Here is a 19,372-nt window from a genome sequence, read left to right as displayed (position 1 = left end):
GGTCGGGTTGAAACCGAAATCCCAGATTGTCAATCTGCCTGTGTACCAGCCGGGCAAACCGATTGAAGAAGTGAAACGTGAACTGGGGCTTGAACAAGTCATCAAGCTGGCCTCCAACGAAAACCCGTACGGCAGTTCTCCTGCCGCCCTGGAAGCCATTACGAGAGAAATGACGAATATAAGCATATACCCAGACGGTAGCTCGGTTGAGCTGACGGGAGTTCTTGCCAAGCATCTTGGCGTTGAACGGAACAACTTAATATTTGGTTGTGGTTCCGATGAGATTATTGCTTTGATCACGAGAGCTTTCTTCTTGCCGGGTGACGAGACCATCATGGCAGATCAAACATTTTCTGTATATAAAAGCAATGCAGATATTGAGGGTGCCGTGTCCATCGAAGTGCCTCTGAAAGATGGCACGCATGATCTGAGCGCGATGCTCGCGCAAATTAACGACAAAACCAAAGCAGTATGGGTGTGTAATCCAAATAATCCGACAGGTACGATTATCTCCGAGCAGGAACTTACAGCCTTTATGGACCGTGTGCCTGCTCATGTGATGGTCATACTGGACGAAGCTTATTATGAATTCGTAACCGATGAAGCATACCCGCAAAGTATACCATTGATCGAACGGTATCCGAACTTGGTCATCCTGCGGACATTCTCCAAAATTTACGGTTTGGCTTCGCTTCGGATCGGATATGGTATTGCACGTCCCGAAATTATTGATTTGATTAACCGTGTACGTGAACCGTTTAACACCTCCCGTTTTGGACAGGTTGCGGCAAAAGCTGCACTACTGGATCAGGATTTTGTTCAAGAGTGCTCGAAGCGGAATGCAACGGATCGGGATTACCTGCAAAATGAATTTACACGGCTCGGGTTGTCGTATTTCCCTTCACAGGGTAATTTCATTATGGTTGACCTGAATATGCCTTCGGCAATTGCGTTCCAATCCTTGCTCAAACAAGGCATTATCGTTCGCTCAGGATTCCACGTATACCCAACTTACATTCGTGTGTCCGTCGGAACATCAGAACAGAACCGTGCATTTGTCACGGCACTGGAGAACACGCTGGCTGAGAAGGCGGTAGCACGCCCTTAATACTGGCGATGAAAGAGTGAGGACCCATGAAACTAAAAATTGCAATGATTGGTGTAGGACTCATCGGCGGTTCACTGGCGCTTTGCTTCAAAGGCAAGCCAGATGTAACCGTGATGGGCTACGCCCACTTGGATGAACTGAAGGACAAGTACATAGCGAGCGGTGTAGTGGATGATGCTACGCTCTCTCTGGAAGAAGCGGTAGAGGATGCCGACTTTATTTTTTTGTGCGTTCCCGTAGGTTTGCTAGAATCCTATTTCGAAAAGCTCTCCAAGCTGCCATTGAAAAAAGGATGTATCATCACGGACGTAGGAAGCACTAAAGCTTCCATTGCCGCTTGTGCCGAGCATGTGCGGTTGACTGACGCTTACTTCATTGGTGGTCATCCTATGGCAGGGTCGGAGCGTGCAGGCGTAGATGCGGCCTCAGCTGTGTTGTTTGAGAATGCATACTATGTCTTAACCCCTTCAGAACATGTACCTGAGGAAGCCTACAGCAGGCTGTCTGAGCTGCTTGCGTATACGCGGGCACAGATCGTGCGTGTGGAGCCTCTGCTGCACGATGACATCGTGGGGGCGATTAGTCATCTGCCACATGTTATTGCTGTTGCGCTGGTGAATCAGGTGCGTGAATATAATGAGTCGAATCCACTGTATAAAATGCTGGCTGCAGGTGGTTTTCGGGATATTACCCGGATTGCGTCCAGTGATGCGATTGTGTGGAGAGATATCTTGCTTAGCAACCGTGATGTACTGCTGGGCTTGCTAAAGGACTGGAATAGCCAGATGACGGCCTTTACGGATATGCTGGAACATAAGAACGGTGAAGGCATAGAGGAGGCATTCCGTCAGGCCCGCGAGTTCCGCAGTATATTACCAGAACGACGCAAAGGCATGATTTCGCCGTTATTTGATCTGTATACTGATGTCCAGGATGCACCGGGTATGATCGGTAAGATCGCAACTGAGCTTGGGGCGAATGATATCAACTTGAGCAACTTGGAGATTATCGAAAACCGGGTGGATGTGCCGGGTATTATGCGTCTGTCTTTCCGTCAGGAAGAAGATATGGAACGAGCCAAGACGTTATTGGATTCCTTAGGCTATCAAGTGTGGATATAAGACGAGAAAGAGGGCGAAAGCCCTCTTTTTTGTGAGGTTATATTGGAGTGGTTATTTGATTTTCAGTCACAGAAAAAAAAGGATGTATTATCCTGATTTACCGAAAGATATAATTAATTCAAACAATTTTACTGAAAGTGTTGACAAAATGAAAACGTATACATATAATAAGGGTACAGTATGGTTTCTCTCCACTCCTATCCAATAACTGTATTGCTCCACGTGAGCAATGGCCGCTTATGTAAGCGGTCTTTTTTTTGTCTTAAAAAGTTTTGGGAAAGGCATTGATATGTTAATAATTACACTTGGACTTACATCCTCTATTTACATCTCCCTCCTTAATCTGTTAGGATACCTTAGATCCAATAAATATCACATTTTTGTAACCTTTTCGGTATATCGTCCGTCTATATAAGCAAGGGTTACCAAAAAGGCTCAAAATGAAGTCATGAACGTGAAAATGACCGCATATGAATGACAGGTCGGGTTTTGTGGATGCCAATGGATTTGCCAGGATGATGCAGACCGTTGTACAATAAATACTGTTAATGTAGAAACGTTGGGGAAATTGCCATTACATAGGGGAATTTGGCGGGAAGGCCAGTTATGGCGCTGAACGCTTTTTATATGCGGTGAGAACCGCAACTTTTTTGTGCCTGTTCGGTAATACATGGATAGAGTCGAACGGGGAGAAGCACATGGATGGGCGAGGAGGGGTCGCACTCAAATGACGGATTCCCAGTTGATTCGAGAGATCAAGGAAGGTAACCTGGAGTTATATTCCGAGCTGATGAGTCGTTATCAGCGTAAAATACTGGCTTTCGTATATCATATGTTGAAAAGTTCCAATATGGAGCTGCTTGCGGAAGATCTCTGTTCTGAGACTTTCTATAAGGCGTTCCGCAGTCTGCACTCTTTCCGTGAGGTGGATGCCTCATTCTCAACATGGTTATATACCATTGCGAGAAATACGGTACTGAGTGAGCTTCGCAAACAGCGTAGCGGAAATGTCCCACTTGAAGAGAGCGGGATTGTTCCCGTTGCTCCTTCGGAGAATACACCGGAGTATGCTGTACTACGCAGCGAGCGGGTGATGCTGGTTAGGGATGCGATTAACAATTTGCCGGAGAAGCAGCGTTCTGCGATTATACTCCGTGAGTATGAACAACTAGACTACCAAGAGATTGCGAATATTCTTGGGCAGAGCGTCAGTTCTGTGAAATCGCTATTATTCAGAGCAAGATCAAGCGTAAAAACTCAATTGGAACCTTATTTCTTCGAACCGGTGTACGAGCCATATGAAGGGATGAAGAACCGATGAATTGCAATGAAGCCCAGGAACTGTTTGCACTGGTCTGGGACTTGCCGGAAACTCATCCTCAGCGGATTGCATTTCATGCTCATCTCGCTGGTTGTGAAGAGTGCTCCGAGCAGTTTGAGGTCTGGGAAGAAGCTCAGATCTTGCTGCACAGCATTCCGGTTCCAGTGACAGAACAACAAGCAGAGAGAGTGAACCGTAACGTTATGGACCGGATCTACGCGGAGTCTCCATGGTTACTGCCGGAAGAGGTAAAGGTTAATCGTTTCTCTGCTGTGATCCGCAAGCATATGTCTTTGTGGATTGCCGCGTTCCTGGCTATTTTTTTATGCAGCTTTCTGTATATGGCAATGTTTAAGCCAGATGTATCAGAAGCTGAGCAAACCAAAGTTGTTACTACGGGTATCCTGGAGACAGGGGTTGCCGGAAGCGGACCATCGTCCTCTGGAATGTATCAGTACAACATGACTGGAGCGGACAGAGGAAGTATCATAGAACCTTTTGTTGTGAGCATGGGACCTGCTTATCCGCAGTATTGGATGGCCCTCTCTTTACTTGCAATAGGAATGGCGTTATTTTCTCTTGGACGTATGCATCGAACAACGAATAAACGCAAACAAGGTGCGAGTGCATAGGTAATAACCTTTCGTTCGCCGTGTGGAGAAATGAGGGATGTAAGTGCGAATCGGGCTTATTCGTCACGGTCTTACAGACTGGAATGCGGCGGGCCGTATACAGGGTCAGACGGATATTCCTCTGAATGGAGAAGGTCGTGAACAGGCAGAGCGCCTGGGAAGACGTCTGCTGACGGAAGAATACCAATGGGACTATATCATCACAAGTGGATTATCGCGGGCACAGGAAACAGGGGAGATTATCTCCAAGCTGTTGAATGTACCTTTGCTCAAGCCAGACGCACGGTTGAAAGAAAGGGCTTTTGGTCAGATTGAAGGTCTGACTTCAGAAGAACGGGTTGCCCGTTGGGGCCAAGCCTGGGAGACATTAGACTTGGGACAGGAGCAGATAGCGGATATCCAGATTCGTGCACTGGCGTTTCTGGAAGATCTATGGTCGGCCTATTCTGACCAAAACGTACTCATTGTCACTCACGGAGCTTTCTTAGCCAACCTTTTAACAGCTTTGTTTAAAGATCGGTATACAGAACGGATTGGAAACCTGTCACTGACGATCCTGGAAAAGGAACGTGATGACTGGAGTCCACTGTTATATAATTGCACACGACATCTGTCTTTGGACACAGCGAAACAACCTGAGTAATCCAACTTGGGTTGTTTTTTTTGCGTTTTATGGGGAAATAAAGACTGTATATGATTTCAAACCTCTCATTTTTCTTCTGATTGACCAACTCGGGGCATAGTATGGTTTAAAACATAAAAGATTTCCAAAAAGAGGTTTAGATTATGGGAATTCCGTCAACGATGTTTACAAAACCAAACTATTTCAGGCTCTGAATCAGTAGTCGAAGTAGTTAACGGGCGAGGCGATGGACCCATGAATCTAGCGGATATGCTTACTTTTGCCGATATTGGCCAGCTTAATCGAATAGCAGACTATTACCAATGTGAATGCAAGCCCAATTCCAAACATGAACTCATCCAGAGTATTCTCACTACATTGGGCAGCAGACCCTTTTTTGAGCAGCAGGTACGTCAACTGAATCAAGCAGATCAGCGCTTTTTGAACAACTTGTTGTTTGATCCTCGCCAGTATTATGGTATGGAAGAACTCATTGCCATAGCCCGTCAATCGATGGACAAAAAGGAGAGTGAGGCTGGCGCGAGTCCACGTGATCTCATCGTTCGCTTCAATAAGAGTGGATGGTTGTTCAATGGGACAACGCAGCAGACCAGGTATTTGTATCAGGTACCCCAGGATCTGAAATTAAGATTCAGGGATGTGTTATCCACACATCTGCGAGCAGGGATAACCAAAACAACGGAGCCACCCATGTATCGGGATGAGTATCATCTCTTAGCGGATGATCTCAAGTTGTTCCTGCAGTTTGTCCAGCAACACGAAATTGCCCTTAACGCTGAAGGCATGATGTACCGTCGCTCTCAACAGCAGATTATGGAGCATCTACACATTAGTGAGGAATTGGTGGGCAAAGGTGGATGGAGATTCGGATATGGCCGTTCCTTCAAGGATTACCCGGATCGTTTCGCACTTCTCTACGACTATGCATTTCACCATCGGCTGGTTCGTGAGGAGCAAGGCACGCTGAAGTTATCACCAGCTGGAGAAGACAAGCTGGGAGCTGAGAAAACAGCCGAAATGATACAGCTATTTAGGTTTTGGTTAAGATTGTATAAAGGTGCTATTCCCAATCTGTCCTCTATTGTGTATTGGACAGGCGAATGTGCCCAAGAATGGTCAACCGCCGAGTCGCTGTTTCGTCAGATCGGTCCGTTCATTCAGCCGTTTTACTATGATACGGTCGAGGCCATTTATGATAACAGAATTGTTAAAATGATGTTGCATCTTGGCATGGTCCGTATTGGGGAACATGAGGAAGGCAGGACTATACAAATGACAGCCTGGGGCACACGTCTTGCTGCATCCTGTCGCTCCATCTCAGGAGACATTACGCCTATTATGTTTGACAAGTGAAGGACAAGTTGCTAAAATCACTCCCAAATTAAGGAGTGATAATAATGATAATTCCATACAAAGGTCTACAACCTCAGTTACATCCTTCGGTATATATGGCTGAAGGTGCAAAACTGATCGGTGATTTGAGAATGGGAGAAGAGTCTTCCGTCTGGTTCAATGCAGTCCTGCGGGCTGATTTGGCTCCTATTATCATTGGAAAGCGCTGTAATATTCAAGATAACGTTGTCGGTCATGTCAATACTGATCAACCTTTGATTGTGGGAGATGATGTCTCAGTAGGACATACAGCGATCATTCATGGTTGTTGTATTGGAACAGGATCATTAATCGGCATGGGAGCCATTCTGCTGAATGGAGCCGATATTGGCGAATATACGCTGATTGGAGCCGGTTCTGTTGTTACTGAGAATAGTAAAATTCCGCCCTATACTCTTGCTTTGGGGACACCTGCCAAAGTGATACGTGAGCTGACTGATGCCGATCTGGAGCGGATGTCCAGAACTTCACTGGGTTATGTTACCAAAGGAAAAGAATATAGGAGCTCTTAAATCCGTTTTGGAGGTGCATCCTATTGGATAAAATGAAAGTTACGTATGAAGTCATGTTGGGGCTGGCAGCTGAGATGGTTTGGGACGAAGCGCTTCGCAAACAGCGCAGCGAGAAGCTCTATTTGGAAATCGATAAAGCGTTAGCTACCGGAGACGAAGTAGCTTTCCGGAGTCTGACGGATGAACTGAGGACCATAAACTGATTAGCAAAATAGTTCCTTTCTGAGATAAAAGGGAATGCGCAGATGCGTGTTTCCTTTTTTTGATATGTGTAATTCCGAAATGAATGTCTGGATTTATAAGATATAGTCATATATAATATGGGAATAAAATGGATAGAGAGGGGATATAGGGAATTGAAATTCAGTGAGATGACTCAAGACAGCTGGGCTGAACTGCAACTCTATCTGGATACATGCCTTATTCCATACACAGCTCTTAGCGGTGAGCAGTCGCCAGTTGAAGCTACCGAGGCGTTGGAGCGGCTGAGAGATTTTCTGGATCTGGTCGAAATTCCTTTCAAAGGGAGAATCATGACTTATCCAGCCTTTCATTATGCTAATTCGGAATTGTCAATGACATTAAATTCCTTGTCCGAACAGCTTAAATCCTCAGGATTCAAATATGTGGTTATTATGTCATCGGATGGTCATTTGGATGGCATGGAAATTCCAGCTGCTGATCTGGTTTTGAGTCGGTCCGTCTTAACTCATGAGGTCGGAGAAGAAGGGATTGCGAGATTTATAGGGGAAAAGATACGAGAGTTGTGGAAAAAATAGTTTTTAGCGACAAATGTGACAATTTTACAACAATTTTTTAATAACGCTTACAATTGAACCTTAAAAATGTGTGACAAATTCTTGACGGTGTTCTAGGGCTACTATATGATTATGTATGTTCTAGTAAGTCGTGGAATTTATGAAAATGAAAACGTTTGAGAGAGTTGGCTGAAAAAGGGGGTTGGAGACAGTATGAGCAGTGAGCATGACCACGAAGCTTCATTGAAATTGCCAAGCCGCATGGAGATGTCACGCAGGCAGTTTTTGACGTACACGCTTGGTGGAGCTACAGCCTACATGGCCGCCGGTGCAATCCTTCCTATGGTCCGTTTTGCGGTGGACCCGATTTTGCAACATAAGGGAGAAGGCACCTCTGTCAAAGTAGCTGAAATCAGCAAAATTACGAATGAGCCTCAAGAATTCACCTTTGAACTTAAACAACAGGATGGTTGGTATCTGAGTAATGCATCGTTAGTGGCGTGGATTCGCAAAGACGAGCAGGGTAAAATTTATGCACTCTCACCTATATGTAAACATCTGGGATGTACAGTAGGCTGGAATAGTGACAAGCAATACCCTGACGAGTATCATTGCCCCTGCCATGGCGCGCACTATGACAAGGAAGGGAAGAATCTTGCCGTAGCCCCCAAACCGCTGGATGAGTACGTAGTCAAGGAAGAGCAGGGTTGGGTATATCTGGGCGACATTGTTCCGAACACCCGAGTGAATTAGGAGGCGTGAACGCAGATGTTTAAAAATGTCTATGACTGGATTGACGAGCGTCTTGACATCACGCCAATCTGGCGGGACGTTGCGGATCATGAAGTTCCAGAGCATGTAAATCCGGCTCATCACTTTTCCGCATTCGTGTACTGCTTTGGTGGATTGACGTTCTTTATTACTGTTATTCAGATTCTGTCAGGCATGTTCCTGACCATGTATTATGTACCTGATATTATCAATGCCTACGCTAGTGTGGAGTACCTGCAGACCAAAGTAGCCTTCGGCCAAATTGTTCGCGGCATGCACCACTGGGGAGCCAGTCTGGTTATCGTAATGATGTTCTTACATACGATGCGTGTGTTCTTTACAGGCTCTTACAAGGCACCGCGTGAAATGAACTGGGTTGTTGGCATGCTGATCTTTTTCGTCATGTTGGGCCTGGGGCTGACAGGGTACTTGTTGCCATGGGATAACAAAGCCTATTTTGCAACAAAAGTAACACTGGAGATTGCCAATACGGTTCCTTGGCTGGGACCGATTATTAAAGAATTCCTGCAAGGCGGTACGATTGTTGGTGCACAGACACTAACCCGATTCTTTGCCTTGCACGTATTCTTCCTCCCCGCTGTGCTTCTGGTGCTTCTGGTCGGACACTTTATCATGATCCGCAGACAGGGCATTTCGGGACCACTATAAACTGAGAAGGGAGGAATCGCAATGGCTCACGGACATAAGAAGGATGATGAGGAAAAGGTTATCTTTGTCGGTGATTCACGGGTCCGTAAAGGGGCGGGTTTCATTACCCCTCCTGATTACACGGCGTATCCCGGCAAATCAGAAGCCTTTATCCCCAACTTCCTGCTGAAAGAATGGATGGTTGGTGTCGTTGTATTGGTGGGGATTCTGGTTCTCACGATCTCAGAACCTGCACCTTTAGGCTATCCGGCCAATCCGAGCGCATCCGTAATTCCTATGCCGGACTGGTACTTCCTTTTTCTGTATCAGTACTTGAAGTATCCATACGCATCGGGCGATTACGTTCTGCTCGGGGTACTGGGGGTCAGCGGAGTTGCTTTTGGAGCTTTGCTACTGGCACCATTCCTGGATACAGGCAAGGAGCGGCGTTTCTATAAACGCCCAATTGCTTCATCACTGATGATTTTGTCGGTCATTTCTGTATTCTACCTGACAAATGTAGCGTGGACGCACTACGAGCATGAGTTGGAAGCAAGTGGACAGAAGCCTGAACATATTCAACGTGAAGAAGAAGCGCTTGAGAGGCGTGAACAGGGGCTCCCACCCGTTTCCAATGCACCTGGACAGCAAGAAGAAGTTGCGATCGTGGAACAGGATGATCCTGCAATGGAAACGTACAAGAAGGCTGGATGTATTGGCTGCCATGCGGCTGATATGAAGGGCGCAACTGGACCTTCGCTTCGAGGCATAGGTGACAAGCACAGCCAGGAAGAGATTCTGACCATTATCAAAGAAGGCTACAATGCAATGCAGCCTCAGTATAATAATGCTATTGCTCAAGGTGTTACGGATGAAGAGATTACTCATCTGACCGAATGGCTTGCGAAACAGAAAGCAGAACAGTAAAATCGAAATAACCAATGAAACCTGATCGTTTATGCGGTCAGGTTTTTTTGAAGTGTTTTTTTGGACAGCACTGTATCGTGCACAATATTGATGAAGGAAGGGGCAGGGAATGTGGCTTTATCGTATTTCTGGAGTAGAGAATTTCTAACCAATCGTTATTTCCTGTGGCTATTATTTTGGTGTAATGCGGTAGGAACGGTATACGGATACATCTGGTACGGAGAGCAAATGAAATTGACGCTGGCTGAGCAGCCGGTGTGGCAGATCGTATTTGTGCCGGATAGCCCAACAGCGAGTTTGTTTTTTACTTTAGCGTTGTTATGGGTGTTGTACCCACCGCGGTCCATCATTATCAAACGGATCGGACATTTGATTCAGGCGCTTGCCGTGGTCACATCTGTGAAATATGGCGTGTGGGCGGTGTCCATTATTTTCGCTGGCTGGATGCAAGGTGGTACACAGCACTGGCAAGACTGGATGTTGATTGCTTCGCATAGTGCGATGGCCATAGAAGCTCTAATTTTTGTACGCTTTTTCGGCTTCCGCTGGGCTTCCCTTGTCGTTGCAGGTCTTTGGACGCTGTTGAACGATACGATGGATTATACATATGATATTTACCCTTGGTTACCCGCATCCCTCTATGATCATGTAGATGGTGTGCGTAATTTCACATTCGGACTGACACTGGTAAGCATTCTGTGCGCGTGGCTGGCCTTAAGACAGGCGAAACGAACCTGATATCCGATCTTGAGCTTGTTCTAATGAACTGTCCCCCGCCATACATTGGTGGTGGGAGGGATGTCCATGAAGAGAACGTTTGGGATCAAAACTGGCTTACTGGTGGTATCGTTCATGGCTCTAATGCTGTGGACGAACTTAGCATATCGTGTATCCGCGCAAAGTGAAGCATTGAATTCGAATTCAGATCAGCAAGTGTCCACAAGCAATTCAATTGCACAACTGAATGAGGAAGCAGCTATATTGTATCGTCAGGCGCTCGAGAATAATATTGAAGAAGTGCGAGGAAGCATTCTGCGTATCAGTAAAAGTCTGGAGCATATCTCCTTTGAGGGACAAACAACAGTCGAGGGCATACACGCCTTGTCCGAAACCATAGTTGAAGTGAAACAAGCCGTTGTGAAGGTGAAAAATGACGATGCTTCTCTTCAGCAGTCCTCAGCCAAACTCAGACTTGCAGCAGATAGTCTCGCGAATCCAACCAAGCCTTTATGGCTTCAGTATTATAAAATCGTGAAAAACGATCTGGACGCTTTATCCGCTGCTACAAATCAAGGGCAAACTGCGGCCGTACTGGCAAACCGCTATACCGTTCTGGAGGAGCATTATGAGACGATTCGTCCTGCCGCACTGATTCGCCGTGAACCGTATGAAATTGCTCAGATGGACGCCTGGTTATCTCATACCAAAGGGCTTACCGCTGCCAAGCAACCTGATCTGGCTCAATTAAAGAGCATGGTTGGCCATGGGGAGGAACTGGTGAACAAGTTGTTTGGTCGCGAGAAGGACGAGAGTGCCTTTGTACCGTTTGTACAGGGTCCTGATCGCAGGGCAGCCGGGCTGCTCATTAGTTCGGTCATTGTGGCAACGTTAAGTTACGCCGGATACCGTAAGTATCGTGCGCAGCAACAAGGGATTTTTCCTTTTCGGCGCTAATGGGATATGAACTTGATGGATCCTGGTCTATAAGTGGTATATAAAAAAAGACCTCTTTCCACATGAACAGCCACGCTAACGGCTCTTCATGTAAAAAGAGGTTTTCTTGTAGTTTCTGTGTTATATCAGCTTTCTTTGAAACCTTCGCCATGTACATCGTGAACATCGCTGATGATGACAAAAGCTCTCGGGTCAATGGAACGTACAATGGTCTGCAATCTCCTGAACTCTTGCCTGGAGATCACGCAGTAGGCCATGTGTTTGGCCTGTTTAGAGTACGCGCCAATGGCTGGAATGAGGGTCACGCCCCGATCCATATCCCGTGTGATCTGGTCCGCAATCTCGGGTGCATGGTCACTAATGATCATAAATGCCCGGGCAGAATATGCACCTTCCTGAATAAAGTCGATGACTTTAGAGGCGATGAATACAGCTACAAGCGTATACAGAATTTTTTCTTTGGGGATGTAGATGAGAGAGAGCCCGATAATGACGAAGTCGATGCCCAGTAATACTCGGCCCATACTCCATCCATACTTGCGGTTGAGAATACGGGCAATGATGTCTGAACCGCCCGTCGTTCCGCCCCAACGGAATACAATGCCAAGGCCGGCTCCGAGGGTGACACCTGCATATAGGGCTGCGAGCAGGAGGTCATTCTCGGTATGTAATGGTTCAATCCAGCCCATATGAATCAACTTCTCAAACAACCATAGAAAAACGGTCAGTGCCCCGATTCCGATACCCGTATAGATCATCTGTCTGCCGCCCAAAATTTTGAGCCCAATCAGAAAGAGGGGAACATTCAGAATCAAGGTTGTAAGTGAAGGTGAGATGCCAAAAGCGTAATTAATCAGCACCGTAACCCCGGTGAGGCCACCTTCCATAAGCTGGTTGGGGATAATGAAATAGAGGAGCCCAAAGGCATATAAGGCTGTACCCAGTACGATGGGAAGAACCAGTTTAACTTGTATCCAGGTTTTGGCAGTGCTCATAAGATCCCTCGCTGTAGATAAATTAGAATGAAGAAGCAATCATTCCCATCTAGTATACCTGTTTATTGATTCTTTAAAAATGATTTGTCGCTGATGATGGTGGAAGTGAATCTAAATAACTGATATTATTAGGAACAAATACGACATCATTTCAAAGGAGAATCCGTTCTCATGGAGAAAAGCATCGCAGAAATGCAGCGTGAGGTTGATCAGTATATCTCCCAGTTCAAGGAGGGGTATTTCAGTCCTCTGGCCATGTTGGCCCGGATGTCTGAAGAGGTTGGGGAGCTCGCCAGGGAAGTGAATCATGAATTCGGCGAGAAGCCGAAGAAATCTTCCGAAGCAGCCAATTCCATTGAACTTGAGCTTGGAGATATTTTATTTATCACGATTTGTTTTGCGAACTCACTGGGAATTGATCTGGCTGAGGCGCACGATAAAGTCATGCATAAATTTAACACCCGCGATGCCAATCGGTGGACTCCCAAAAACACCGATTAGGCGTAGATTACATATGCTGTACCATCACCCGATCGGGGAGGGTCAGCTTAATGATGAAACCGGAAGAATATATGCAGCAGGCTTACCGCTGTATATTGCAAAATGATTTTGAGCAGGCGATTCGTTGGTTCGAGTCAGCCATTCACGCTCATCCAAAACATGCGGAGTTATATTATCGCTGTTCCATTACACACGCCCGCAGCAAACATCTGGTTCCAGCGCTTGAATATGCGCGCAAGTCGGTTGAATTGTCGCCAGGAACAGAAGAGTATATTTTGCATCTGCAGACGTTGGAAGCAAAACAATTGACCTCCAGAGCGAAGTTGCTGTTGGAGCAGGCCGGTATTGCAACACAAGAGCGCTATGTGGAAGCGTCTACGCTTCTGCAAGAAGCGGTCAAACTTGATCCGCTCTCAGTGGAAGCTCATGTTATGCTTGCGCTGGCTTACAGTGATTTGAATGAATTTGACTATGCAATTCAGGCGCTGCGTGAGGCAATTTTGCTGGATCCGCAGAATGGGCAACTGCATCAGATGTTACAGGAAATCAAGCAACGTATGAAATCCATCCAATAAGAATTCATTTTGCAAAGATTTCTTTCGAGTTGAAATGGATTCTACGATATGATCCAACATAGTGAGGAGATGCAGTCAATATGAGTGAAGTAATCAGAGTTGCCGTGATCGGAGCGGCTGGCCGTATGGGCCGTGAAGTTGTGAAATTGGTACTTCAGGACCCGGAATTGGAGCTTGCAGCGGCTGTCAACCGCTCCGGAGCAGGCACGGATGCAGGAACCCTTGTTGGTTTGCCAGAGTGTGGGGTGCTGGTGACTGATGATATCGAAATGGCTTTTGCCGAAACAAAACCTCAGGTTATGGTTGATTTTACAGTACCACAATTTGCGTTTGCACATACTGAGATCGCGATCCGTCATGGAGTCAGACCTGTCATGGGTGTTACTGGCTTCACGCCGGAGCAGATCGAACAGTTGGACAAGCAGTGCCAGGACAAAGGAATTGGAGGGCTTATTGCCCCTAACTTCTCGATTGGTGCCATTTTGATGATGCGATTCGCAGCACAGGCTGCCAAACATATGCCAAATGTGGAGATCATCGAATATCACGGAGATCAGAAGCTGGATGCTCCTTCAGGAACTGCGATCAAAACAGCAGAACTGATTGCTGCCAATCGGGAAGAACTTCGTCAAGGTAATCCGAATGAAGAAGAAACGATTGAAGGATCACGCGGCGGGTATTACAATGGCTTCCGAATTCACAGTGTACGATTGCCTGGTGTATTCGCGCAGCAGGAAGTTGTTTTCGGAGATTATGGACAGTCACTTAAAATTCGGCATGACTCCTACGAGCGCGCAGGTTATATGCCTGGTGTTAAGATTGGTGTGCAAAAGGTTATGGAGTATACAGGAATGATCTACGGATTTGACCACTTTATCGACTAAAGGAGATTGTCATGTTGAAAATAGCATTTATCGCCCATGATCGTAAAAAAGAAGAGATGGTTAACTTCGTGACGGCATATGAGCCTGTTTTTACGGACCATCAATTATATTCTACAGGAACAACAGGCCTTCGTATTATGGAAGGAACGTCGCTGAAGATTCATCGATTCGAATCAGGCCCATTGGGCGGAGATCAACAGATTGGAGCTTTGGTTGCGCAAAATGAGATGGATCTGATTATTTTCCTGCGCGATCCACTGATGGCACAACCTCACGAGCCGGATATTAATGCGTTGCTACGTCTTTGTGATGTGCAGGGTATTCCACTTGCCACCAATATCGCAACCGCTGAGATTCTGGTCAAGGCTCTGGATCGTGGCGATTTTGCCTGGAGAGAGCTGGTACATAAATACAAGCCGGAGGCTGGATTGAATTCGGGTGATTCCGAATGAGTCTGGATATTCTCATCTTTGGAGCACATGCAGACGATGCGGAGATTGGTATGGGTGGAACGATTGCCAAACATACCGCTGCCGGCTTGAAAGTAGGCGTGTGTGATCTGACTCGTGCTGAGATGTCTTCCAACGGAACAGTAGAGCGCAGAACCGAGGAAGCGGAGCAAGCCTCCCGCGTCCTCGGTCTTTCGTGTCGAACGAATCTGGGGCTTCCTGATCGTGGCTCATATCTTACGCCTGAACATGTACAGGCGGTGACGGCTGAGATACGGCGTCATGCCCCTCGGATGGTGTTTGCTCCGTATTGGGAAGATCGTCATCCGGATCATGTCAATTGCAGTAAGCTTGTGCAGGAGGCTGTATTTAACGCCAAGCTTCGCAACTACTTGCCGGACATGCCTGCCGTGCAGGTGAAGGAACTTTATTTTTACTTTATTAATGACATCGGGCCTACGGATTTGATTGTTGATATTACGGAACACTATGAGCAAAAAGAAGCATCATTGCTCTCTTATCGTTCCCAATTCGAACTGGGAGACGGAGCGGTCTCAACGCCATTGAATCAAGGGTATATTGATCGTGTAAGAGCCCGCGATTCCTTGCTCGGACAACGCAGTCTCATCCCGTTTGCAGAAGGTTTTGCTACAATTACACCTTACGTGGTTCATCAATTTGGCCCGGGTGCCCAATAAGCGATTTCACATTTTACGTTTAATGAAACGAAGGGTTTCATTATTCCATTGCATTATATCAACCTGCATGAAGCGGGAGATCAAAGGAGCGTCCACAGGATGGATAAAAAGCTAAAAATCGGCATCACCTGTTATCCGTCCCTCGGCGGGTCTGGCGTTGTCGCAACGGAACTGGGCAAATTACTTGCCGAACAGGGGCATCAGGTTCATTTTATTGCCAACAGTATCCCGTTCAGACTGGGTACGTTCCAGAAAAATATTTTTTATCACGAAGTTGAAGTAAATGATTATTATGTTTTCCGTTACCCTCCGTATGACCTGTCACTGGCAACAAAGATGGCTCAGGTGGCTAAGTCACAGCAGCTGGATCTGCTGCATGTTCATTATGCCGTGCCACACGCAGTATGTGCCTTTCTGGCGAAACAAATGGTAGGGGACGGCCTTAAAGTGGTTACCACGTTACATGGAACGGATATTACGGTTCTGGCTCAGGATGAATCTCTGAAGGATCTGATCCGTCTAGCCATTAATGAAAGTGACGCGGTTACTGCCGTATCACAAGATTTGATTCGAGAAACGGTCGAATTGCTGGATATTCAGCGTCCAATCGATCTAACCTATAATTTTATTGACAAACGAATATATTATCCGCGGGATGCTGCCAGTCTGCGAAGAGACTTTGCTACGCCTGACGAAAAAATATTAATGCACATCTCCAATTTCCGACCGGTGAAAAGAACTCAGGATGTGGTAGAGGTCTTCCGTCAGGTACAGGAGCAGGTTCCTGCCAAACTGTTATTTGTTGGTGAAGGACCTGATTTGCCGAAGATGCAATGGAAGATTAATGATCTCGGCTTGAATGATAAAGTTCATTTCCTTGGCAAACAGGATGACATTGCTCAGGTCATCTCCATGGCGGACGTGTTGATGCTTCCATCGGAGAAGGAAAGTTTCGGACTTGTGGCGCTCGAAGCAATGGCTTGTGGCGTACCCACGATCGGTTCACAGGCCGGAGGAATTCCGGAACTGGTCTTACATGGTAAGACAGGTTATTTATCCGCGATTGGGGATACACAATCCATGGCCGAGAACACCATTCGTTTGTTGACGGACGATCGTTTGGCTGCTGAGTTCAGGGAAGCATGTCTTCAGCGCGCGCATCACGACTTTTGCAATGATGCTATTCGGCATGAATATGAACAGATATATTACCGGGTGTTGGGAAGGGAAGTTCCGAATCTGAAGCCGGTTTGCGGTTAATCATTTCTTAGACGAAATCATACTGTGCATACCACAACAGGCAAGAGAAGAGGTGATATGTGGTGGTTCAATGGACACAGGTAGATCGTGAAATGGCAATGCAAAGTGAGAATGTACTCACAAAATTAAACAAACATGGCTACAAGGCATATTGGGTAGGTGGTTGCGTTCGTGACGAATTGCTGGAACGTGTTGTGGACGATATGGATATCACGACATCTGCTTCTCCTGAGCAAGTCATGGAACTGTTTGACGATTGTATTCCTACAGGTTTACAACACGGTACGGTTACCGTTCGTTCAGGCGGTTATTACTTTGAAGTGACCACATTTCGAACAGAATCCGAATATCAGGATAACCGCAGACCTGCTGCGGTTCAATTTGTTCAGGATATCAAGGAAGACTTACAGCGGCGCGACTTCACGATGAACGCTCTTGCTATGGACGTCACTGGGACAATCGTTGACCCGTTCGGTGGACAGGCAGATATCAAGGAAGAGCGAGTCAGATGTGTGGGTTCTGCGATGGAACGATTTGGTGAAGATGCACTGCGGATGCTCCGCTGTGTCCGGTTTGCTTCCGTATTTGATTTCAAAATTGCCCATAACACGTGGAAGGGTCTTGTAAGGCAGAAAGACCTGCTTCAACATATAGCAATGGAACGGGTACGTACCGAGATGGTAAAAATGATGTCTGGACCGCATCCTTTAAGAGGGTTGGAGCTGTTATACAGAAGTGATTCCCTTGCGCATATCAAAGCGCCGGTAAGCTCGACCCGATTTAACAAGATGTTGTTATCCAATTTGGAACAATTGTCAGGTCAGCATGTGTTGCTTCGTTGGTCACTCATCCTGATTGCTGGCGGTTATAGCAAGGATGAAGCAGATGTATTATTACGTCAGTGGACATTTTCCAATGAACATCGTTCTCGTATAACAGGGGTCCTCCAGGTGGAACAGTTGATTCATACTTCCGTGCAGGAGCCGAAGGATACGGTCAGTCTCCGTTCCGATTGGATCGTTACTGTTCTGGCTTGTGGCGTTCAGGCGGCGGATGATTGGCTTCGAATACAGTCTACACTGCCAGCAGGATGGCGGAATCAGTCCGAACCGGCAGAAATGCAGGTTGTATTAGTACAAGAGCTTGCAGCCGAATGGAGTCAATCGATTCCTGTGCATGACTTGAAAGAGCTGGATATCACAGGGGAACAAGTGTTACAAATGGTGCAGCGCAAAGGCGGGCCTTGGCTGGGGCAACTAATGAAACATTTGTTACGAGAAACGGCGATTGGAACGATAGCGAATCAGCATGAAGCACTAAGTGCAGAAGTGAAGCGGGTGGTTCAAGATGACCAAACATGAAGATCTGTTACATATGTTATTAAATGCAGAAGGACGATTCGTATCGGGTGAAGAGATCAGCCGTAATCTGTCCATCAGTCGGACCGCTGTGTGGAAACATGTGAACAAGTTGCGAGACATGGGTTATGAGTTTGAAGCGGTATCCCGCAAAGGATACCGTCTGTTAACGAAGCCGGATAGCATTGACCCTACTGGCCTCCAATTGGCCCTGGATACAACCGTATTTGGCCGTAAGGCTGTTTTGTTGGCTTCGACCCTGTCTACGCAAGGGGATGTTCTCAAGCTAGCTGAGCAAGGGCAGGCAGAAGGCGCTGTGGTCATTGCGGAAGAACAAACAGGAGGCAGAGGACGTTTCGGTCGACAGTGGTTCTCTCCTCCGGGTAAAGGAATCTGGATGAGTGTCCTGTTGCGCCCTGATCTACCACTTCAGCATACGCCGCAGCTAACTTTATTAACAGGAGTGGCTGTATGTCGTGCCGTTCGAGCTTGTTCAGGAGCTGATGCAGGCATCAAATGGCCAAATGATGTGTTGATTGACGGACGCAAGGTATGTGGCATATTACTTGAATCCACGGTGGAAGATCATGAAGTCAGATACTGTATTGCAGGTATAGGTGTTGACGTGAACTTTGATCCCGAGGATTATCCGGAAGATCTGACCACAATCGCTACTTCGCTCAAGATGGAAACGGGTCAATCCGTTGATCGCACCAAACTAACGGCTGCCATTTTGACGGAGCTTGAACAGTTGTATTTTTTGTATCAAAAAGAAGGATTTGGCGTGATCTCAGCTCTATGGGAGGCCCTGTCCGTATCGATGAATCGAGAGATTACAGTGACGAATCCTCATGGTGTCATTGAAGGGAAGGCAATTGGTCTTGACCCTTCTGGTGCACTTATCGTGGAGAAGCACGATGGAGAACATACACTAATCATCTCTGGTGAGATTTCCTGGAAATCATAAACAATTTGTCGAATTTTCACTGGTAAAATGAACATAAGACGTGAAGTTTGAGCAGAACTTTGGTATACTGTGTTCGTGAGGCGATATCGGCTAATGCAGACCGAATTGCACTCCCGTAACAGTAACCTTTGTTCTGCTTTGATGTGTTTTATATAAGCAGACCGCAGTGCAAGAATGA

23 protein-coding genes are annotated in these 19,372 nt (G+C 46.6%); 22 read left to right on the top strand and 1 reads right to left on the bottom strand.

Annotated features, from left to right (window positions below; translation table 11 throughout):
• The first annotated feature begins 7 nt into the window (after nucleotides 1-7).
• The 14 genes from hisC to NSQ20_RS20110 all read left to right on the top strand — a co-directional run bounded on the left by hisC (nucleotide 8) and on the right by NSQ20_RS20110 (nucleotide 11,507).
• Nucleotides 8-1,108, top strand: coding sequence for a histidinol-phosphate transaminase (gene hisC / locus NSQ20_RS20175; RefSeq protein WP_282320920.1), 1,101 nt, complete (start codon nucleotides 8-10; stop codon nucleotides 1,106-1,108).
• 26 nt (nucleotides 1,109-1,134) lie between these two features.
• Nucleotides 1,135-2,229: a prephenate dehydrogenase gene (locus NSQ20_RS20170; RefSeq protein ID WP_017687717.1), complete on the top strand. Its 1,095-nt coding sequence runs from the start codon at nucleotides 1,135-1,137 to the stop codon at nucleotides 2,227-2,229.
• 727 nt (nucleotides 2,230-2,956) lie between these two features.
• A complete protein-coding gene (locus NSQ20_RS20165; RefSeq protein ID WP_340030743.1) occupies nucleotides 2,957-3,550 on the top strand; it encodes a sigma-70 family RNA polymerase sigma factor in 594 nt (197 codons plus the stop codon).
• Entirely contained in the window at nucleotides 3,547-4,182 is a 636-nt protein-coding gene (locus NSQ20_RS20160) for a zf-HC2 domain-containing protein (RefSeq protein WP_036607660.1), read from the top strand. The genes NSQ20_RS20165 and NSQ20_RS20160 overlap by 4 nt, the downstream gene beginning before the upstream one ends.
• Before the next feature lie 43 nt (nucleotides 4,183-4,225).
• Nucleotides 4,226-4,825 (top strand): histidine phosphatase family protein, encoded by a 600-nt coding sequence (locus NSQ20_RS20155; RefSeq protein WP_076328398.1) that lies wholly within the window; start codon nucleotides 4,226-4,228, stop codon nucleotides 4,823-4,825.
• Between the two features lie 234 nt (nucleotides 4,826-5,059).
• Nucleotides 5,060-6,178 carry a hypothetical protein gene (locus tag NSQ20_RS20150; protein WP_340030742.1) on the top strand — a complete coding sequence of 373 codons (1,119 nt, stop codon included), beginning with the start codon at nucleotides 5,060-5,062 and terminating at the stop codon, nucleotides 6,176-6,178.
• Nucleotides 6,179-6,222: 44 nt separating this feature from the next.
• Nucleotides 6,223-6,729 (top strand): gamma carbonic anhydrase family protein, encoded by a 507-nt coding sequence (locus tag NSQ20_RS20145; protein WP_036607653.1) that lies wholly within the window; start codon nucleotides 6,223-6,225, stop codon nucleotides 6,727-6,729.
• A 23-nt stretch (nucleotides 6,730-6,752) separates the two neighbouring features.
• Complete coding sequence (locus NSQ20_RS20140; protein ID WP_017687723.1) at nucleotides 6,753-6,932, top strand: IDEAL domain-containing protein; 180 nt, start codon at nucleotides 6,753-6,755, stop codon at nucleotides 6,930-6,932.
• Between the two features lie 153 nt (nucleotides 6,933-7,085).
• On the top strand, nucleotides 7,086-7,508 hold the full coding sequence (locus NSQ20_RS20135) for a DUF2487 family protein (RefSeq protein ID WP_282320922.1): 423 nt from the start codon (nucleotides 7,086-7,088) through the stop codon (nucleotides 7,506-7,508).
• A gap of 192 nt (nucleotides 7,509-7,700) precedes the next feature.
• Nucleotides 7,701-8,240 carry a ubiquinol-cytochrome c reductase iron-sulfur subunit gene (locus tag NSQ20_RS20130; protein ID WP_036607648.1) on the top strand — a complete coding sequence of 180 codons (540 nt, stop codon included), beginning with the start codon at nucleotides 7,701-7,703 and terminating at the stop codon, nucleotides 8,238-8,240.
• Between the two features lie 15 nt (nucleotides 8,241-8,255).
• Complete coding sequence (locus tag NSQ20_RS20125; RefSeq protein WP_017687726.1) at nucleotides 8,256-8,927, top strand: cytochrome b6; 672 nt, start codon at nucleotides 8,256-8,258, stop codon at nucleotides 8,925-8,927.
• Between the two features lie 21 nt (nucleotides 8,928-8,948).
• A complete protein-coding gene (locus tag NSQ20_RS20120; protein ID WP_036607643.1) occupies nucleotides 8,949-9,833 on the top strand; it encodes a menaquinol-cytochrome c reductase cytochrome b/c subunit in 885 nt (294 codons plus the stop codon).
• 111 nt (nucleotides 9,834-9,944) lie between these two features.
• Entirely contained in the window at nucleotides 9,945-10,571 is a 627-nt protein-coding gene (locus NSQ20_RS20115; RefSeq protein WP_338708974.1) for a DUF1405 domain-containing protein, read from the top strand.
• Between the two features lie 66 nt (nucleotides 10,572-10,637).
• Nucleotides 10,638-11,507 carry a sporulation protein YpjB gene (locus NSQ20_RS20110; protein ID WP_338706439.1) on the top strand — a complete coding sequence of 290 codons (870 nt, stop codon included), beginning with the start codon at nucleotides 10,638-10,640 and terminating at the stop codon, nucleotides 11,505-11,507.
• Between the two features lie 125 nt (nucleotides 11,508-11,632).
• Here NSQ20_RS20110 and NSQ20_RS20105 read toward each other — a convergent pair whose 3' ends face one another.
• The gene (locus tag NSQ20_RS20105) at nucleotides 11,633-12,502 is read right to left on the bottom strand and encodes a YitT family protein (protein ID WP_338706438.1); all 870 of its coding nucleotides are present in this window, start codon (nucleotides 12,500-12,502) and stop codon (nucleotides 11,633-11,635) included.
• 171 nt (nucleotides 12,503-12,673) lie between these two features.
• Here NSQ20_RS20105 and NSQ20_RS20100 point away from each other — a divergent pair, with 171 nt between their 5' ends.
• From NSQ20_RS20100 to NSQ20_RS20065, 8 genes are all read left to right on the top strand, one after another.
• A complete protein-coding gene (locus NSQ20_RS20100) occupies nucleotides 12,674-13,003 on the top strand; it encodes a nucleotide pyrophosphohydrolase (RefSeq protein ID WP_017687732.1) in 330 nt (109 codons plus the stop codon).
• A 50-nt stretch (nucleotides 13,004-13,053) separates the two neighbouring features.
• A complete protein-coding gene (locus NSQ20_RS20095; RefSeq protein ID WP_017687733.1) occupies nucleotides 13,054-13,578 on the top strand; it encodes a tetratricopeptide repeat protein in 525 nt (174 codons plus the stop codon).
• Between the two features lie 80 nt (nucleotides 13,579-13,658).
• Complete coding sequence (gene dapB, locus NSQ20_RS20090) at nucleotides 13,659-14,462, top strand: 4-hydroxy-tetrahydrodipicolinate reductase (RefSeq protein ID WP_036607633.1); 804 nt, start codon at nucleotides 13,659-13,661, stop codon at nucleotides 14,460-14,462.
• Between the two features lie 11 nt (nucleotides 14,463-14,473).
• Nucleotides 14,474-14,914 carry a methylglyoxal synthase gene (gene mgsA, locus NSQ20_RS20085; protein WP_017687735.1) on the top strand — a complete coding sequence of 147 codons (441 nt, stop codon included), beginning with the start codon at nucleotides 14,474-14,476 and terminating at the stop codon, nucleotides 14,912-14,914.
• Nucleotides 14,911-15,609: a bacillithiol biosynthesis deacetylase BshB1 gene (bshB1, locus tag NSQ20_RS20080; RefSeq protein WP_340030736.1), complete on the top strand. Its 699-nt coding sequence runs from the start codon at nucleotides 14,911-14,913 to the stop codon at nucleotides 15,607-15,609. Before mgsA ends, bshB1 begins: the two co-directional genes overlap by 4 nt.
• A 99-nt stretch (nucleotides 15,610-15,708) precedes the next feature.
• Entirely contained in the window at nucleotides 15,709-16,869 is a 1,161-nt protein-coding gene (bshA, locus tag NSQ20_RS20075; RefSeq protein ID WP_036672009.1) for an N-acetyl-alpha-D-glucosaminyl L-malate synthase BshA, read from the top strand.
• Nucleotides 16,870-16,931: 62 nt separating this feature from the next.
• On the top strand, nucleotides 16,932-18,230 hold the full coding sequence (locus NSQ20_RS20070) for a CCA tRNA nucleotidyltransferase (RefSeq protein ID WP_340030734.1): 1,299 nt from the start codon (nucleotides 16,932-16,934) through the stop codon (nucleotides 18,228-18,230).
• Entirely contained in the window at nucleotides 18,217-19,194 is a 978-nt protein-coding gene (locus tag NSQ20_RS20065; RefSeq protein WP_340030732.1) for a biotin--[acetyl-CoA-carboxylase] ligase, read from the top strand. Before NSQ20_RS20070 ends, NSQ20_RS20065 begins: the two co-directional genes overlap by 14 nt.
• The last annotated feature ends 178 nt before the right edge of the window (nucleotides 19,195-19,372 follow it).

Origin of the sequence: Paenibacillus sp. FSL K6-1122, assembly GCF_037977015.1 — a bacterium.
In the GTDB taxonomy this organism is placed as follows: domain Bacteria; phylum Bacillota; class Bacilli; order Paenibacillales; family Paenibacillaceae; genus Paenibacillus; species Paenibacillus amylolyticus.
The sequence above is the reverse complement of the archived record's forward strand: the minus strand, read 5'-3'. Positions and strand labels throughout refer to the sequence as shown.

Excerpts from the sequence above, each read along its gene's own strand:
- NSQ20_RS20170 (WP_017687717.1), top strand. The coding sequence starts at position 1,135 with ATGAAACTAAAAATTGCAATGATTGGTGTAGGACTCATCGGCGGTTCA.
- mgsA (WP_017687735.1), top strand. The coding sequence starts at position 14,474 with ATGTTGAAAATAGCATTTATCGCCCATGATCGTAAAAAAGAAGAGATG.
- NSQ20_RS20100 (WP_017687732.1), top strand. The coding sequence starts at position 12,674 with ATGGAGAAAAGCATCGCAGAAATGCAGCGTGAGGTTGATCAGTATATC.
- NSQ20_RS20095 (WP_017687733.1), top strand. The coding sequence starts at position 13,054 with ATGATGAAACCGGAAGAATATATGCAGCAGGCTTACCGCTGTATATTG.
- NSQ20_RS20065 (WP_340030732.1), top strand. The coding sequence starts at position 18,217 with ATGACCAAACATGAAGATCTGTTACATATGTTATTAAATGCAGAAGGA.
- NSQ20_RS20145 (WP_036607653.1), top strand. The coding sequence starts at position 6,223 with ATGATAATTCCATACAAAGGTCTACAACCTCAGTTACATCCTTCGGTA.
- NSQ20_RS20130 (WP_036607648.1), top strand. The coding sequence starts at position 7,701 with ATGAGCAGTGAGCATGACCACGAAGCTTCATTGAAATTGCCAAGCCGC.
- NSQ20_RS20150 (WP_340030742.1), top strand. The coding sequence starts at position 5,060 with ATGAATCTAGCGGATATGCTTACTTTTGCCGATATTGGCCAGCTTAAT.
- NSQ20_RS20105 (WP_338706438.1), bottom strand. The coding sequence starts at position 12,502 with ATGAGCACTGCCAAAACCTGGATACAAGTTAAACTGGTTCTTCCCATC.
- NSQ20_RS20120 (WP_036607643.1), top strand. The coding sequence starts at position 8,949 with ATGGCTCACGGACATAAGAAGGATGATGAGGAAAAGGTTATCTTTGTC.
- dapB (WP_036607633.1), top strand. The coding sequence starts at position 13,659 with ATGAGTGAAGTAATCAGAGTTGCCGTGATCGGAGCGGCTGGCCGTATG.
- NSQ20_RS20165 (WP_340030743.1), top strand. The coding sequence starts at position 2,957 with ATGACGGATTCCCAGTTGATTCGAGAGATCAAGGAAGGTAACCTGGAG.
- bshA (WP_036672009.1), top strand. The coding sequence starts at position 15,709 with ATGGATAAAAAGCTAAAAATCGGCATCACCTGTTATCCGTCCCTCGGC.
- NSQ20_RS20125 (WP_017687726.1), top strand. The coding sequence starts at position 8,256 with ATGTTTAAAAATGTCTATGACTGGATTGACGAGCGTCTTGACATCACG.
- NSQ20_RS20110 (WP_338706439.1), top strand. The coding sequence starts at position 10,638 with ATGAAGAGAACGTTTGGGATCAAAACTGGCTTACTGGTGGTATCGTTC.
- bshB1 (WP_340030736.1), top strand. The coding sequence starts at position 14,911 with ATGAGTCTGGATATTCTCATCTTTGGAGCACATGCAGACGATGCGGAG.
- NSQ20_RS20160 (WP_036607660.1), top strand. The coding sequence starts at position 3,547 with ATGAATTGCAATGAAGCCCAGGAACTGTTTGCACTGGTCTGGGACTTG.